We start from the raw sequence: 15,618 nt of genomic DNA, 5'->3' as shown, positions 1-15,618 counted from the left end.
TGATATAGGGAGAAACGCCATGGGCCAGCTAACCGTAAGCCTGATACAGAGCGACCTGCGCTGGGAAGACCCGGCCGCCAACCGCCGCCGGCTGGAGCGGCAGCTGGGTGATCTGGGCGGCGACGATACCGACGTGATCGTACTGCCGGAAATGTTTGCCACCGGCTTTACCATGAACGCCCGAAAAATGGCCGAGCCCATGGGGCAAAGCCCAAGCGTGGCCTGGCTTTGCCAGCAGGCCAAGGCGCGCGGCTGCGTGATGACTGGCAGCATTGCCGTGGAAGAGAACGGTCAGCACTATAACCGCCTGATCTGGGCCCGGCCCGACGGGGAGCTGACCGTTTACGACAAGCGCCATCTGTTTCGCATGGCCGGCGAGCACGAACGCTATGCCCCCGGCACAGCGCGGCCGGTGGTCGAATACAAGGGCGTGCGCCTTTTGCTCAGCGTCTGCTACGATCTGCGCTTTCCCGTCTGGCTGCGCCAGCAGCCCGCGGCGGGCGAGGCGTTCGAGTACGATGCGCTTTTGTGCGTGGCCAACTGGCCTGCGCCGCGCCGCCACGCCTGGCGCACGCTGCTTCAGGCACGGGCCATCGAAAACCTCAGCTACGTTATCGGCGTCAACCGGGTAGGGGAAAGCGGCAACGGCCTTGCCTACAGCGGTGATTCGATGCTGGTAAACTTCAAAGGCGAGGCGCTGCTGGATCCGCCGGTCGATACCGCCGGTATCTACACCGGTACGCTGGATGGCGATGCGCTGAGCGCCTTTCGCGACAAGTTTCCCGCCTGGCAGGACGCCGACCACTTCCAGCTGCTGCCCGACACGGCGTCCGGTGACGCGACGCCCTGATCCGTCAACGTATCAATGAGTACCCGTTTTCATGAATAAGCCCGCTACCATGCGCCTTGACCGTTTTCTGAGTGAAACCACGCCCCTGACCCGCAGCCTGGCCAAGAAGGCGCTGAAAGCCGGCGAAGTCACGCTGAACGGCAAGCCGGTCAAGCAGCCGGCGCAGCAGATCAGCCCCGACGAAGACGCCGTGACCTGGCAGGACGAGCCGCTTGAGCTGGTCGGCAAACGCTACCTGATGCTGCACAAGCCGTTGGGAGTGGAATGCACGGCGCGGCGCGGGCTCTATCCGCGGGCTATCGATCTTTTGGACGTGCCCAGGGTAGAGCGGCTGCAGCCGGTGGGCCGGCTGGACGTGGACACCACCGGGCTTTTGCTGATGACCGACGACGGCCAGTGGCTGCATCGTATTACCTCGCCCAAGCACCGCTGCGACAAGGTTTATCGGGCCACCCTTGCCGAGCCCTGGGAGGGCGATACTGCCGCCTGGGCCATCGAGCGCATGGCCGAAGGCCTGCTGCTTGAGGACGATGACCGCCCCACGCGCCCGGCCACGCTGACCATGCTGGGCCCCGTTGAGGCCGAGCTTGCCATCAGCGAAGGGCGCTACCATCAGGTCAAGCGCATGTTCGGTGCACTGGGCAACCGGGTTACGGCCCTGCATCGCCGAGCCATCGGCCCGCTTGAGCTGGCTGCGGGTCTCGCCCCCGGCGAATGGCGGGCGCTGACCGACGACGAGATCGCACGGTTTTAAGCGGCTAAAGGCCCGCGGCTTTAGCCGCCGGCGGCGCGCTGCTGGCCCTTGAGCACCTTGGCGTAGCCTTCCAAAAGACGCTTGTGGCCTACAGTGGGTGCGTCCGGATCCATGGCGTCGAGTCCGGGAAAGACGGTCTCGCCGCAGGTTAGCGCCCGGGCCTCGGCAAAGGCGTTGCCGTGGTAGAAGGCAAGTGCTCGGGCGTAGTCGTCCAGCGCTTCTCCGGCGACCGTCAGCTCCAGCACGCTTGCCAGAGCGCTAAAGCGGCGCTCGTCCTCTGCGACCAGGTTGCCCGAGGCGCGCACCATGGAAAGCTGCTCCAGCGCCGCGTCCTGTTCCCCCAGCGCCAGCAGCAGCCACAGCTTGAGCTCGCCCACGCGCAGCCGTTCCCAGGCGGTGTCAGGATCGGGGACAATGCCGGCCCATTCCAGCACGCTCATCTGGTCGTTGACGTTGTTGTCTTCCAGGCACGCCAGCAGCGCCTGCCAAGCGGCTTCGCCGGCCTGGGCCAGGGTAAACAGCGTGGCGCGGTGGGGTACGGCCTGGTTGTTGTTGTGCCACTTCAGCTCGTCGGGCAGGTAGATGTCGGAAAACCCGGGTACCAGAATGCGGCTGGCGTAGGCGCCAAGTTCGGTGTGCTCGGCGATGTAGACCTCGTGGCCTTCGTCGTGCAAAAGCGCAATGAGGCTTTCGCGCTGCTCGGCGTTGCTGCGGGTGTCGTCCCAGTCGCTGAAGGCAACGTCCGGGGTTTCGCCCAGAAGCGCCCAGCTGACGTAGCCGCTGGCGTCGATGAAGTGCAGCTCCAGGTTGTGCGGGTCGGTGACCAGGTCCATGTCGGCGGTCGGCGGGGGGAAGCCGCCCAGCTCGTCCAGCGCGCGGCCCTGCACCAGCTCGGTGAGCGCGCGTTCCAGCGCCACCTCAAAGCGCGGGTGGGCGCCAAAGCAGGCGTAAAGCCCGCCGTCATCGGGATTCAATAGCACCACGCTGATGACCGGGTACGTGCCGCCCAGCGAGGCGTCCAGCGCGCGCAGCTGAAAGCCGCTGTCTTCAAGGGCGGCGATGCCCTGCTGGATATGCGGATAGCGGCCCAGCACGTCGGCGGGAATCTCGGGCAGGGTGATCGCATCGCGGATGATGCGCTCTTTGATTGCGCGCTCGAAAATTTCCGACAGCCCCTGCACCTGGCCTTCGTCTCGGGTGTTGCCCGCGGACATGCCGTTGGAGACAAACATGTTGCCGATCAGATTAACCGGCACGTTGACCGTTTTGCCGTCGCGCTGGCGCACGTAGGGCAGGGTGCAAATGCCGCGGCCGCTGTCGCCGCCGTTCATGTCGCTCAGCTCGGCAAGCGTCAGGTCGTCGCCGTAGCGCTGATAAAACACCGCGTCAAGCACGTCGGCCAGCGGCGTTTCCGGGGCAAACCACTGCTCTTCGGCCTGGTGAATAAACGGAAAATGCTGTTGCGCCGGGGTCAGGTAAAAATCCGCCCATAGATAGCGCGTGGCCAGGCGTTCGAGCATCTCGCCGTAGGCGCTTGCCAGTGCTGCCTTGCGGGTCGCGCCCTTGCCGTTGGCAAACACCTGGGGGCAGTCGCGATCACGAATATGCACCGACCAGATATAGGGCGCCGGGTTAAGCCAGCGCGCCTCGACAATAGTAAAGCCGAGCCCTTCGATGTGGCCTTTGAGCGTATCCAGCGAAGTTTCAAGCGCGGCATCCTTGCCGGGAATAAACGTATGGGTCATGGGGCGTCCGGGAGTGTGAACAAAATGGCCCCGATAGCGAGGCGTCAAAAACAGGGCGCGAACTGTATCATTCCCCCCGGTATGTCGCTATACGCAAGCCGGTTTGGCCGCCTCCACCAGCCGGCGGGTGTAGGCGTGCTGCGGGGCGTTGAACAGCGCCTCGCACTCGCCCTGTTCGACTACTTCGCCGTCCTTGAGCACGATGACTCGGTGCGCCACGGCGCGGACCACGGCCAGATCGTGGCTGATAAACAGATACCCCAGCCCGCGCTCGGCCTGCAGCCGGCGTAAAAGCTCGATGAGCTGCTTTTGCACCTGGCGGTCCAGCGCTGAGGTGGGCTCGTCCAGCACCAAAAGCTCAGGCTCCAGAATAATCGCCCGGGCCACGGCGATGCGCTGGCGCTGGCCGCCGGAAAACTCGTGGGGGTAGCGCGCCGCCACGCTTTGGGGCAGGCCCACGTCTTCAAGGGTTTGATAGACCCGCTCGCGCACCTGCTGCTCGTCAAGCCCCGGGAAGTGAAAGCGCAGGCCTTCGCTGACGATATCGAACACCGGCATCCGCGGCGACAGCGCCCCGTAGGGGTCCTGAAATACCATCTGCAGGCGGTGACGCCGGCGGCGCAGGGCAGCCCCCTTGAGCCGATCCAGCCGGTCCTCCCCGAGCGCTACCTCACCCCGGCTTGCCACCAGCCGCATAATCGCCGAGGCCAGCGTGGTCTTGCCCGAGCCGGACTCGCCGACAATGCCCAGGGTTTCCCCCGGCCGCAGGCTTAAATCCAGCGGCTGAACGGCGTTAAACGCCGGCGGGGCGGCACCCAACAGCCCGCGTTTGGGGCGGGGGAAGCTTACGGCGAGCTGTTTAGCGGTGAGCAGCGGTGCCACGTTCGTTACCGGTGCGGGGCGGCCGTCGGGCTCGGCGGCTAACAGCGCTTGGGTGTAGGCGGTTTGCGGTGCGTGAAACACGTCGCCTACCGCGCCGGTTTCCTCCACGCGGCCGGCGCGCATCACGCATACGCGGTCAGCGTGGCGGCGCACCAGATTCAGGTCGTGGGTAATGAACAAAAGCCCCATGCCGTATTCGTCGCGCAGCTCGCGCAATAGCGCCAAAATCTCCTGCTGCACGCTGACGTCCAGCGCGGTGGTGGGCTCGTCGGCGATCAGCACTCGGGGGTTGTTGGCAATGGCCATGGCGATCATTACCCGCTGGCGTTGGCCGCCGGAGAGCTGGTGCGGCCAGGCGTTGAGCAGCTCGTCTGCCCGGGGCAGCTTAACCCGCTCTAAAAGCTCTCGGGAGCGGGCTTTCGCCACCGCGCCGCTAAGCCCCTGATGCAGGCGCAGGGTTTCGGCGATCTGCTTGCCGATTTTATGCAGCGGGTTGAGCGAGGTCATGGGCTCCTGAAACACAAAGCCCACCTGGCCGCCGCGCACGGCGTTCCACTGGCGCGGTGAAAGCGTGGCCAGGTCCACGCCTTCAAGACGGCGCGCTCCGCTTACCCGGGTGTTGGGCGGCAGCAGGTTCAAAAGCCCCAGCGCGGTGACCGACTTGCCCGAGCCGGACTCGCCCACCAGCGCCAGGGTTTCCCCGGCGTTTACTTCAAGTGAGAGGTCTTCCACCACGGGTACGCCGTCAAAGGCGATAGACAATCCCTCAACGGACACAAGCGCCGGCGTTACAGGTGGCGTCATATCAGCGTCCTCCGGCGTGGCGCGGGTCGAAGGCATCGCGCAGCCCTTCGCCGATGAATACCAAAAGCGAAAGCATAACCCCCAGCGTCAAAAAGGCGGTGATGCCCAGCCAGGGCGCGTGCAGGTTGTTCTTGCCCTGGGCGGCCAGCTCCCCGAGCGACGGCGAGCCCGGCGGCAGGCCAAAGCCGAGAAAGTCCAGCGCGGTCAGCGTGCTGATCGCGCCGGTAAACAGAAACGGAATGAATGTCAGCGTTGCCACCATGGCGTTGGGCAGCACGTGACGCCACATGATCAGCCGGGACGGCAGCCCCATGGCCCTGGCCGCGCGCACGTACTCCAGGTTGCGCGCGCGCAGGAACTCGGCGCGGACGATATCGACAAGCCCCAGCCAGGAGAACAGCAGCATCACCCCCAGCAGCCACCAGAAGCCGGGCTGAACAAAGCTTGCCAGAATGATCAGCAGAAACAGCACCGGCAGCCCTGACCAGATCTCGGTCAGGCGCTGGCCGATCAGATCCACCTTGCCGCCAAAGTAGCCCTGCACGCCGCCAATCACCACGCCCAGCACCAGCGAGCCCGCGGTGAGCACCAGGGCAAACACCACCGACAGGCGAAAGCCGTAGATCACCCGGGCCAGCACGTCCCGGCCCTGGTCGTCGGTGCCCAGCCAGTGGCGCGCGCTGGGCGGTGCGGGCGAGGGGCGGGTCATCTGCATGTCCAGCGTCTGGTAGGAAAAGCGCACCGGCGGCCACAGCGCCCAGCCGCGTTCGCTGATCTGCTCCTGCATGAAAGGGTCCAGGTAGTCCGCCCGGGTGGGTAGAAAGCCGCCGAACTCGGTTTCCGGGTAGTCGTACAAAAGCGGCGCGTACCACTCGCCGTCAAACTGCATGACGAGGGGCTTGTCGTTGGCGATCAGCTCGGCACCCAAGCTCAGCACAAACAGCGCCACGAACAGCCACAGCGAGACCCGCGCCCGGCGGTTGCTCTTGAACGCCGCAAGCCGCCGGCGGGTAATGGGGGATAGACGCGGTGACAGGCGCATGGCTTAAGCCTCCCGAGTGGCAAAGTCGATGCGCGGGTCCACCCACACATAGGTCAAGTCCGACACCAGCTTGAGCACCAGCCCCACCAGCGTATACAAGAAAAGCGTGCCGAAGATCACCGGGTAGTCCCGCTGCATCACCGCCTCAAAGCCCAGAAGCCCCAGCCCGTCCAGCGAGAAAATCACCTCGATCAGAAGCGCGCCGGTAAAGAAGATGCCCACCAGCGCGGCGGGCAGTCCGGCGATGATGATCAGCATGGCGTTGCGAAACACGTGGCCGTAGAGAACCCGCCGCTCGTCGGCACCCTTGGCCCGGGCGGTGAGCACGTACTGCTTGTGAATTTCGTCGAGAAAGCTGTTTTTGGTCAGCATGGTCAGGGTGGCAAAGCTGCCGATGGAGGCGGCGAGCACCGGCAGCGTCATGTGCCAGGCGTAATCCTTGACCTTGCCCCAGGCCGACAGCTCGGCAAAGCCCGGCGAGGTCAGCCCGCGCAGGGGGAACCAGTCGAAATACGCGCCGCTGGCAAACAGCACGATCAGCAGGATGGCGAACAGAAAGCCGGGCACGGCGTAGCCGACGATGACAAACCCCGAGGAGTAGACGTCAAAGCGTGAGCCGTGGCGCAGCGCCTTGCGAATGCCCAGCGGGATCGACACCAGATACACCAGCAGCGTGCTCCACAGCCCCAGCGAAATCGATACCGGCAGCCGTTCGATCATCAGGTCGATCACCGGCCGGTCGCGAAAGAAGCTGGTGCCGAAATCGAAGGTGGCGTAGTCGGCGAGCATGCCCAGAAAGCGCTCGTGGGCGGGCTTGTCGAAGCCGAACTGTTCTTCCAGCTGCTGGATGAAGCGCTCGTCGATGCCCCGCGCACCCCGGGAATCGTCGCTGACGGTAATGTCGCCGCCGCCGGTATCCAGCCGGGTGCTGGCCATGGCATCGGCGTTCTCGAAGCGCGCCAGCATCTGATCGATGGGGCCGCCGGGCGCGGCCTGCACGATAATAAAGTTGAGCAGCAAAATGCCCACCAGAGTGGGAATCATCAACAGCAGTCGGCGCAGGGTGTAGCGGGCCACGGGCAGCTCCTTGTGTGGTTAACGCCGCTCTTCCAGCTGCTCGGCGCGTTCGGGGTCGACCCACCAGGCGTCCAGATCCATGCCGTACGCGGGAAACGGCTCGGGGTAGCCGAACTTGTCCCACACGGCGATGCGGGTTTCTCCGGAATGATAGTGCGGAATCACGTAAAAGCCCCAGCGCAGCACCCGGTCCAGCGCGTGAGTGACGGTATTGAGCGCTTCGCGGCTGTCGGCGCTAATCAGCTCTTCCACCAGCGCATCCACCGCCTCGTTTTCAAGGCCCATCACGTTGCGGCTCTGGGGGCGGTTGGCCACGTCGCTGGTCCAGAAATCCCGCTGCTCGTTGCCGGGGTTGTTGGACTGAGGAAACTGGCTGATGACCATGTCAAAGTCAAAACTTCGCAGCCGGTTCAGGTACTGGCTGATATCCACGATGCGAATCGAGGTCTGCACGCCCAGGCGCGCCATGTTGCGCAGCATCGGCTGAACCACCCGCTCAAGGCCGGAGTCGTAGAGCAGCACTTCCAGGCGCAGCGGGGCACCGTCTGCGTCGATCAGCGTGCCGTCCTTGACCGTATAGCCGGCGTCATACAGCAGCTCAAGGGCCTTTTTCAGCCGCGGGCGCAGGGCCTCGGGCTGGTCAATGGGCAGCGGCCGGGTAAACAGCGCGTCGGAGCCGTGGGAGGCGATCAGCTCGTCGCGAAAGGGTGCAAGCAGCGCCAGCTCGTCATCCGAGGGCAGCCCCTCGGCCTGCATGGGCGAGTTCTGGAAAAAGCTCCGGGTGCGCCGATAGCTATCGTAAAAAATATTGGTGTTGAGCCAGGGAAAGTCAAAGGTCAGGCTCAGCGCCTCGCGCACGCGGGGGTCGTCAAATTTATCTTTGCGCAGGTTGAAGACGAAGGCCTGCATTCGCGACGGGTTGACGTCGGGCACGGTGATGCGCTTGACCAGTCCCTTTTCATAGGCGGGAAAGTCGTAGCCGATGGCCCAGGTGGCGGCGCGGGCATCAGTGCGGTAGTCGGTGAGGCCGGCCTTGAACGCCTCCCAGGCGATGTCGCGGTCGCGGTAGTAGTCGAACACCAGCCGGCCGATGTTGTGCCGGCCGACGTTGACCGGCAGGTCTTTTCCCCAGTAGTCCGGGTCCCGGGCGTAGACGATGCGCCGGCCGGGGTCGACCTCATCAATACGGTAGGGGCCGGAGCCCGGGTGGGCGGCCAGAGTAGGCTTGGTGAAATCGCGCGCGTCCCAGTAGTGTTTGGGCAGAATCGGCATCTGGGCGACGATCAGCGGCAGCTCCCGGGATTCGGGGTCGTTGAGGGTAAAGCGCACTCGGTGGGGCGACATCGCCACGGCCTCATCCACGCCGGCGTAGTAGCTGCGGTAGAAAGGGTTGGCCTCCTCACGGAGAATATTCAGGCTGAAGACCACGTCCTCGGCGGTGAGCGGCTCGCCGTCCTGAAAGCGCGCCGCTGGGCGCAGGTCAAACTCGATCCAGCGGCGGTCCGGGGCGATGCGCACGTCTTCGGCCACCAGGCCGTAGAGGCTGAACGGCTCGCCGGGGTTGGCTTCCATCAGGGTGTCGTAGATCAGGTTTACGTTGCTGGCCGGCGTGCCGCGAATGATAAAGGGGTTGGTGGAATCGAAGCTTCCGCCTACGGCGGTACGCACCATGGTGCCGCCCCGGGGGGCGTCCGGGTTGACGTGGGGGAAGTGGTCGAAGTCGTCGCCAAGGGCCGGCTCGCCGTACAGCGAAAGCGCCGGCTGGAAGGAGGGCGGCGCGCCGCTGTCATCGGCGGCGCTTGCCGGCATGGCGCTCAGGGCGATGCCTAGGGCCGCCCCGAACGCGAGCCGGGCGGCAGCGAATGCTTTTCGGTTCCCGCTACGTAGCCTGTGACGCATGGCAGCTTGCCTCCTGTGCAGCGGCGCGCGGGCGCTGGGGTCAGCCGTCTGTCAGCGTGAGCAGCTGCCCGGGCTGCAGGGTACGGGGCTGTTCAATGGCGTTCCAGCGCATCAGGTCCCGGGTGCTGACATCGTAGCGCATGGCAATCGCGGTTAAACTGTCGCCGCTTTCAACTCGGTGGGTCGCCTGCGCCGGTGAATCATCGGCGCCCGCAAGAGCTGTCAGCGTGCGCCGGTTGGCCTCCCGCGGTACCAGCAGCACCGAGCCGTCGCGGGGGCTTAGGGTGTTTTGCAGCGCCCCAGGGTTGAGCTTGGCCAGGCGCTGCGAGCTGATGTCCAGCCGGCGGGAAAGACGGGTCAGCGTTATGGGCCGGTCCAGCGCTATCTCGGCAAAAGCCGGGGCGGCGCCGATGTCGGGCAAGCGGACGCTGTAGCGCTCGGGATGGCCGATAATTTCCGCGATGGCGTACAGCTTGGGCAGGTACTGCATGGTTTCGCCCGGCAGATCGAGCGACCAGTAGTCGCTGCCCCGCCCTTGACGCTGGGCACGGCGGCGGGCTTTGTTCACCGTGCCGGCGCCGGCGTTGTAGGCTGCCAGGGAAAGCGCGATATCGCCGCCGTACCAGCGCTCGGCCTGGGATTCAATATAGCCCAGGGCGGCCTGGGTGGAGGCGGTGACGTCAAGCCGGCCGTCGTAGCGGCCGTTGCGCAAAAGCCCGAGCGCATCGCCGGTGCGCGGCATGAACTGCCAAAGGCCGGCGGCGCCGCGGTGGCTGCGTGCCGCCGGGTCAAACGAGCTTTCGATAAACGGCAGCAAAGCGATTTCGCCCGGCAGGTCGCGTGCGTTTACCTGCTGGATAATCCAGGCAAGCCAGGGCTTGGCCTCCCGGGTGATGCTGGCAATGTTTTGCGGGCTTTGGCGGTAGCGAGCGATCCACTTGTCAACGCGCGCCCGGGCATCGGGCGGCAGGGCGTTGATATCCCAGGCAAAGCTTTTGCGCAGCTGCGACCAGGCGTTTTGCGGCGTGGCGTCCAGAGCGTCCCAAAATGAAGAAGGCGCCGAGTCGATTGCGGGCGCGGCGTCTATATGCTGGCTTTCGGCCATCGCCGGCTGGCCGGCGGCGAGCATCAGCACACCGGCAATAAATGCGCCGGCGGTGGCCCGTAAAAAGCGCGGGCATAGGGCGTGGTAGGTCATGGGCGAGTCACAATAAAAGCGTTGATCAACAGTGTCTGCTCCCCGCCGCACCGGCCAGCCGGCGGCGGCTAGAAACGATTTTTCCATTCCCTGAGCGTGGTGAGGGTGGCAAGATCGCTATTGTTGGCCCCCTGGGTCCCGGCGGCGTGGCGCACGCTTGCGGTATGGACACGCAGATAGGGGTTGATATTGAGTTCACGGCCGATGGTGCTGGGAAGCGTGGGGCGTTCGGCTTCGCGGGCACGCCGGCTTTCCTGCAGCGCGTAGGCGACGTCTTCGTTGTCCGGGTCGGCCTGGCGGGCAAAGGTCAAATTGGCCTGGGTATACTCGTGGGCGGCAAAGACCAGAGTTTCTTCCGGCAGCGCAGCGAAGCGCTTCAGTGACTGATGCAGCTGCTCCGGTGAGCCCTCGAACAGCCGGCCACAGCCGGCGCAAAAAAGCGTGTCGCCGCAAAACAGCAGCGATGGAATACCCGGGGTAAAAAAGCTGATGTGATCCAGCGTGTGCCCCGGGGTCGCCATGACTTCGAAAAGACGCCCCATAACGCGCACTTCGTCGCCTTCGCCTACCGCTCGGGTAATGCCGGCAATGGCTGGGTTGTCCGGCCCGATAACCTGGGGCGAATAGCGGCTGGTCAGCTCGTCAAGCCCGCCGGTATGGTCGTGATGATGGTGGGTGATCAGGATGGTTTCCAACTCCAGCGCTTCACGTTCGAGCACTTCCATGATCGGAGCGGCGTCACCCGGGTCCACCACGCAAACCTTTTGGCTCGCATCTTGTCGCAACAGCCAAATATAATTATCGCTAAAGGCGGGTATCGGTGTCACGCTCAGCATGGGGCGAGATCCTTTGGTCAAAAACGACGCTACTCTGGAGGGGAGTGCTGTGTATGTCAACTTCGCAGGGGCAAGCCGAATGGCGCGAGCGGCTGGCCTGTAGCCGGCGTTACTGGGCCTCGGGGCGCGGTCAAGCGCTGATGCAGGCGCAGGCGGCCTGTCTGGGGCCGGTGCTCCAGTCACGCCCTGACCAGCACGGCCTTGAGCTTTCCATGGGCCCATCGCTTTTATCGCATATTCCCAGCGCAGGCCCGGCCCATGTCGTACAGTGGGCGCCGGCCCGCGCCTGCGCCCGGGCCAGGGCGACGCTGGTTTGTCTGCCCGAAGCGCTGGCGCTGCCCGATGAGTGTCTGGATCTCACCTTGCTGCATCATCTTTTGGAACACGGCCCGGATGCCCATCGGGTGCTGGCCGAGGCGGCGCGGGTTACCCGCGACAGCGGCACGCTGATTGTTTTCGGATTTCAGCCGTTGGGGCTTGCAACGCTTGCCTATCGGCTGGGGCGCCGGCGGCGCATGTATCCGGGCAACGGGCGCTGGTATACGCCGGGCCGGCTGCGCGACTGGCTGGCGTTTGTCGATTTTGAAATCGAGCGGGTAGACTATTGCGGTTTTGGCTTTGGCAAACGCAGCCCCGGCGGCTGCTGGGAAACGCTGGGGCGGCGGCATAACCTGGCGCTGGGAATCAGCTATATGATTCGCGCCCGTCGCCGGCGCTATCAGGCGCCCGTCCAGCGGCTGAAGTTCGGGCTGCGTCCGCCCACCGCGCCGCAGCCTGCCGGGGTGGCACGCGGTCACGCAGCGCCAGTACGAGAAAAGTGCTACGAGGAACATAAACGTTGAGCGAACAAGCAAGTACGCATTTGCCGCGCGTAACGGTGTATACCGACGGCGCCTGCCGGGGCAATCCCGGCGTGGGCGGCTGGGGGCTGGTCTTGCAAAGCGGTGAACATGAAACCACACGCTACGGCTTTGAAGCCCACACCACCAACAATCGCATGGAGCTGATGGCCGCAATCACGGCCCTGCGCACGCTGAATACGCCCTGCGAGGTCGCTATCTGGACCGATTCGCAATACGTCCGCCAGGGGATTACCCAGTGGATTCACAGCTGGTTGAAGCGCGGCTGGCAAACGGCGGCCAAAAAGCCGGTGAAAAACGCCGAACTGTGGCAGGCGCTGCACGCCGAGACCCAGCGCCACCGGGTAGAGTGGCACTGGGTCAAGGGCCACAGCGGCCATCCCGGCAACGAGCGTGCCGATGCGCTGGCCAATCAGGCCATTGATGAGCATACGTAAGCGCTAGCAGCCAAGCCAGGAGAGACAAGATGCGCCAGATCATACTGGATACCGAAACCACCGGCATCGACCCCAAACAGGGGCACAAGCTGGTGGAAATCGGCGCGGTGGAAATGGTCAATCGGCGACTAACCGGACGCACCTACCATCAGTATATTAATCCCGAGCGTCATATTGATGCCGAAGTGGTAGCGGTACACGGTATTGATAACGAAAAAGTGGCCAACGAGCCGACTTTTGCCCAGATAGCCGATGCGTTCTGGGCGTTTATCGAAGGCGCCGAGCTGGTGATTCACAACGCGCCCTTTGACGTGGGCTTTATCGACCACGAGCTTGCACAGATCAATCCGCACCGGCAAACGCCGCTGGGGCCGGTTGCCGATCACTGTGCGATTCTCGACACCCTGACCATGGCGCGGAAGATGCACCCGGGCCAGCGCAACACGCTGGACGCGCTGTGCAAGCGCTACGATATCGTCAACGCCCACCGCGTTTTGCACGGAGCGCTGCTGGACTCGGAAATTCTAGCCGATGTGTATCTGGCGATGACCGGCGGCCAGACCGCACTGGTGCTGGATGCCGAGGCCGGGCAAGACCAGAGCGAGCGCGACCGGCCAGCCAGTGCGCAGCAAAGCGGCCTGGCGATAAGGCGTCTTTCTCTGGCGCCGAATGCGCTGCGCGTTACCCCCCCGACGGCGGAAGAGGAAAACGCGCACCGGGCCAAGTGCGAGGCTCACGGCCTTCGCTGGGCAAACGGCGGGGGTGACGATGCTCAGGCGTGAAATTCCTGCCGATGCCGGGGCGGGCCGTGTGGTGGTGATCGCCGGCAATCGGGTGGCGCCGGCGCCGGGGAGCGGCCATCACGGCGAAGTGCCTTTGCAGCCCTGGCAGCGCTGGGATGAGACCATGCAGCCGCTTTGCTACTGGGACGACGAGCCGGTAGCGCTGGCCTTTGCTTCCGAGCCCAAGGATGGCTGGCTCAACGGGCGGGAATGGCTGGCGGTGCTTTCCAGCCGGTGGTTCAGCCTTCTCTCCACGGCGCTGCAGGTGGGCGCCTGGCTGCAGAATCATCGCTTTTGCGGGCGCTGCGGGGCTCAGACTTCAAGGCTTTCTGCGGAGTTTGCCATGCACTGTGATGCCTGCGGCCATCGCAACTATCCGCGCATTTCACCGTGTATCATCACCCTGGTGACTTCCGGGGAAAACATGCTGCTGGGGCGCAGCCCGCGCTTTCGCCCGGGGCAGTATTCCACGCTTGCCGGGTTTATCGAGCCCGGCGAGTCGGCCGAAGAAGCCGTATACCGTGAAGTGTACGAAGAAGTCGGCGTGCATATTCACCGCCTTCGCTACTACCGCAGCCAGGCATGGCCGTTTCCGCATTCGCTGATGATGGGGTTTTTCGCTGAAGCCACAACGCGGCGCATTCGCATTGATGAAGATGAAATCAGCGATGCGGCCTGGTTCAGTCCGCGCCGGCTGCCCGGCCTGCCGGCGCCTTATTCCATTGCGCGTGAGCTGATCGAGGCGCATCTTGCTCAGTGCCGGCAGTAGCGGCGGGGCTTTTGGGGCTACTTGCCGGGAAACAGCCGGCTTAGTCTGGTTGCCAGCATCACGTTGCCGGTGGCTTTAAGCTGGCCGCTCATGAATGCGCTCATGCCGCTGATTTCGCCGCGCATCAGCCGTTTGAGGGTGTCACTCGACAGGCTCAGGCTGACCGAAGGATCATCGTGCTCGCCGGCTTCAACGGCGAGTGTACCGTCGTCTATGCGCAGGTAGTAATCCCCCAGGTCGGTGAAGTGAAACTGGAAGACTTCGTGCATGGCCCGGGCGGCTTCGGGGTCAAAGCGGGCGTGCATTTTTTCAAGCGGTGTGGGGGAGGGCATGAATCGGATCTCTTTTGGCCGGCGTTTAACGTAAGCCGTTCACCGACGGGGCATTGCCGTCGGCTTGGGGCTGATGCCGAAGCCTAACACGTCGCCGCAGGCGCGCGAAAAAGGCGTGCTAGTCGGGTTTTGTGTCTGTTTCATTTTTTGCCCTTTTGCCCTTTTGCCCTTTTGCCCTTTTGCCCTTTTGCCCTTTTGCTCTTTTGCCCTTTTGCCCATCCCCACTATTTATTACCCGTGCCATGCGCCGCCATAACAAGGAGATCGCCAGTGAACGAGTGGATCCTCAATATCGTTACGTTTCTTATCCAGGCCGCCATCGTTATCGGCTTTGCCACGCTTGCCTTGCTGGTAATCAGGCGAGGCAAAAACCACACCGACGACGCGCTGACGCTGCATACCGAGGTGCTTAATGACCAGCGTGATAAACGCCATCGCTTTTTGGACCAGGCCGGCCGTGGGGATAAAAAACGCCGCGGCCGGTGGCGGGCGCGGTTTTCTCTGCGGGGCAAAAAAGCCCAGGCCGGTCAGCAGGAAAAGGCGCGGCCGCCGGTAGAAGGCGATGACAGCGAACAGGGGGCGGGCCCGCGAGTATGGGTGCTGGATTTTCACGGTGATATCCAGGCGTCTGCAACCGAGCATTTTGCCGAGGAAGTCTCCGCGGTTATCCGCGTGGCGAAAAGCGACGACGAGGTCGTGGTGCGCCTGGAGTCCGGTGGCGGGCTGGTGCACGCCCACGGCCTGGCCGCAGCGCAGATGGAACGGCTGGCGGCAGCCGGGCTTGCCACTACGGTGTGTATCGACAAGGTAGCCGCCAGCGGCGGCTATCTGATGGCCTGCAGCGCCGGCCATGTCAAGGCAGCCCCTTTTGCCGTGATCGGCTCTATCGGCGTAATGGCCCAGATTCCCAACGTGCATCGCCTGCTCAAGCGTTACGACGTTGATATTGAACTGCTCACCGCCGGCAAGCACAAGCGCACCTTGACGGTACTGGGTGAAAATACCGAAGAAGGGCGCGCGAAGTTTGTCGAGGACTTGGAAAATACCCACCGTCTTTTCAAGGACTACGTGGCAAAGCGCCGTGCCGGGATCGACATCGAAGCGCTTGCTACCGGAGAAATCTGGTACGGCAGCGAAGCGCAGCAGCGCGGCCTGGTGGACAGCGTGCAAACCAGCGAGGCCTATCTGGTCGAGCGTATGGCGCATGCCCGTGTGGTGTGCGTCTGGCTTGAAGCGCCGCGGCGCCTGAGCGATCGGCTGGGCATTGCGTTGGCCCGGGGTGCAGAAGGCGCCGTTGTCAGGGCCGTGAGCGCACTCGGCGCTACGCGCTGGCACAAGCACTAAAGCCGGC

At 64.2% G+C, this 15,618-nt stretch carries 15 protein-coding genes; 7 read left to right on the top strand and 8 right to left on the bottom strand.

What is annotated here, in order from left to right; all coding sequences use genetic code 11:
- Positions 1-19 precede the first annotated feature (19 nt).
- A complete protein-coding gene (locus tag ACZ415_RS11195) occupies positions 20-850 on the top strand; it encodes an amidohydrolase (protein ID WP_344704757.1) in 831 nt (276 codons plus the stop codon).
- A 49-nt stretch (positions 851-899) separates the two neighbouring features.
- Positions 900-1,604, top strand: coding sequence for a pseudouridine synthase (locus ACZ415_RS11190; protein ID WP_344704805.1), 705 nt, complete (start codon positions 900-902; stop codon positions 1,602-1,604).
- Positions 1,605-1,624: 20 nt separating this feature from the next.
- Here ACZ415_RS11190 and ycaO read toward each other — a convergent pair whose 3' ends face one another.
- The 7 genes from ycaO to gloB form a co-directional block, all read right to left on the bottom strand.
- Positions 1,625-3,349 carry a 30S ribosomal protein S12 methylthiotransferase accessory factor YcaO gene (gene ycaO / locus ACZ415_RS11185; RefSeq protein ID WP_344704756.1) on the bottom strand — a complete coding sequence of 575 codons (1,725 nt, stop codon included), beginning with the start codon at positions 3,347-3,349 and terminating at the stop codon, positions 1,625-1,627.
- Between the two features lie 87 nt (positions 3,350-3,436).
- Positions 3,437-5,035 carry an ABC transporter ATP-binding protein gene (locus ACZ415_RS11180; RefSeq protein WP_344704755.1) on the bottom strand — a complete coding sequence of 533 codons (1,599 nt, stop codon included), beginning with the start codon at positions 5,033-5,035 and terminating at the stop codon, positions 3,437-3,439.
- A gap of 1 nt (position 5,036) precedes the next feature.
- Positions 5,037-6,077, bottom strand: coding sequence for an ABC transporter permease (locus ACZ415_RS11175; protein WP_344704754.1), 1,041 nt, complete (start codon positions 6,075-6,077; stop codon positions 5,037-5,039).
- A gap of 3 nt (positions 6,078-6,080) precedes the next feature.
- On the bottom strand, positions 6,081-7,154 hold the full coding sequence (locus ACZ415_RS11170) for a microcin C ABC transporter permease YejB (protein WP_344704753.1): 1,074 nt from the start codon (positions 7,152-7,154) through the stop codon (positions 6,081-6,083).
- Positions 7,155-7,172: 18 nt separating this feature from the next.
- Complete coding sequence (locus ACZ415_RS11165) at positions 7,173-8,963, bottom strand: extracellular solute-binding protein (RefSeq protein WP_344704752.1); 1,791 nt, start codon at positions 8,961-8,963, stop codon at positions 7,173-7,175.
- A 130-nt stretch (positions 8,964-9,093) separates the two neighbouring features.
- A complete protein-coding gene (locus ACZ415_RS11160; protein WP_344704751.1) occupies positions 9,094-10,251 on the bottom strand; it encodes a transglycosylase SLT domain-containing protein in 1,158 nt (385 codons plus the stop codon).
- A 68-nt stretch (positions 10,252-10,319) separates the two neighbouring features.
- Positions 10,320-11,087, bottom strand: coding sequence for a hydroxyacylglutathione hydrolase (gene gloB, locus ACZ415_RS11155; RefSeq protein ID WP_344704750.1), 768 nt, complete (start codon positions 11,085-11,087; stop codon positions 10,320-10,322).
- Positions 11,088-11,140: 53 nt separating this feature from the next.
- Between gloB and ACZ415_RS11150 the strand changes: the two genes are divergently transcribed.
- Genes ACZ415_RS11150 through nudC form a run of 4 tightly spaced genes read left to right on the top strand, consistent with a single transcriptional unit; the run spans position 11,141 to position 13,935 of the window.
- Positions 11,141-11,929: a methyltransferase domain-containing protein gene (locus tag ACZ415_RS11150; protein WP_344704749.1), complete on the top strand. Its 789-nt coding sequence runs from the start codon at positions 11,141-11,143 to the stop codon at positions 11,927-11,929.
- The gene (gene rnhA, locus ACZ415_RS11145; protein ID WP_344704748.1) at positions 11,926-12,384 is read left to right on the top strand and encodes a ribonuclease HI; all 459 of its coding nucleotides are present in this window, start codon (positions 11,926-11,928) and stop codon (positions 12,382-12,384) included. Before ACZ415_RS11150 ends, rnhA begins: the two co-directional genes overlap by 4 nt.
- Before the next feature lie 29 nt (positions 12,385-12,413).
- The gene (dnaQ, locus tag ACZ415_RS11140) at positions 12,414-13,166 is read left to right on the top strand and encodes a DNA polymerase III subunit epsilon (protein ID WP_344704747.1); all 753 of its coding nucleotides are present in this window, start codon (positions 12,414-12,416) and stop codon (positions 13,164-13,166) included.
- Positions 13,153-13,935, top strand: a complete 783-nt coding sequence (gene nudC, locus ACZ415_RS11135) for an NAD(+) diphosphatase (RefSeq protein WP_344704746.1) — start codon at positions 13,153-13,155, stop codon at positions 13,933-13,935. Before dnaQ ends, nudC begins: the two co-directional genes overlap by 14 nt.
- 17 nt (positions 13,936-13,952) lie before the next feature.
- Here the strand turns inward: nudC and ACZ415_RS11130 are convergent, their stop codons facing one another.
- Positions 13,953-14,267: an SCP2 sterol-binding domain-containing protein gene (locus tag ACZ415_RS11130; protein ID WP_344704745.1), complete on the bottom strand. Its 315-nt coding sequence runs from the start codon at positions 14,265-14,267 to the stop codon at positions 13,953-13,955.
- Positions 14,268-14,537: 270 nt separating this feature from the next.
- Here ACZ415_RS11130 and sohB point away from each other — a divergent pair, with 270 nt between their 5' ends.
- Complete coding sequence (gene sohB, locus ACZ415_RS11125; RefSeq protein ID WP_344704744.1) at positions 14,538-15,611, top strand: protease SohB; 1,074 nt, start codon at positions 14,538-14,540, stop codon at positions 15,609-15,611.
- The last annotated feature ends 7 nt before the right edge of the window (positions 15,612-15,618 follow it).

It is taken from the genome of Halomonas cibimaris, assembly GCF_055379665.1.
This window is presented reverse-complemented; position numbering and strand designations above follow the sequence as displayed.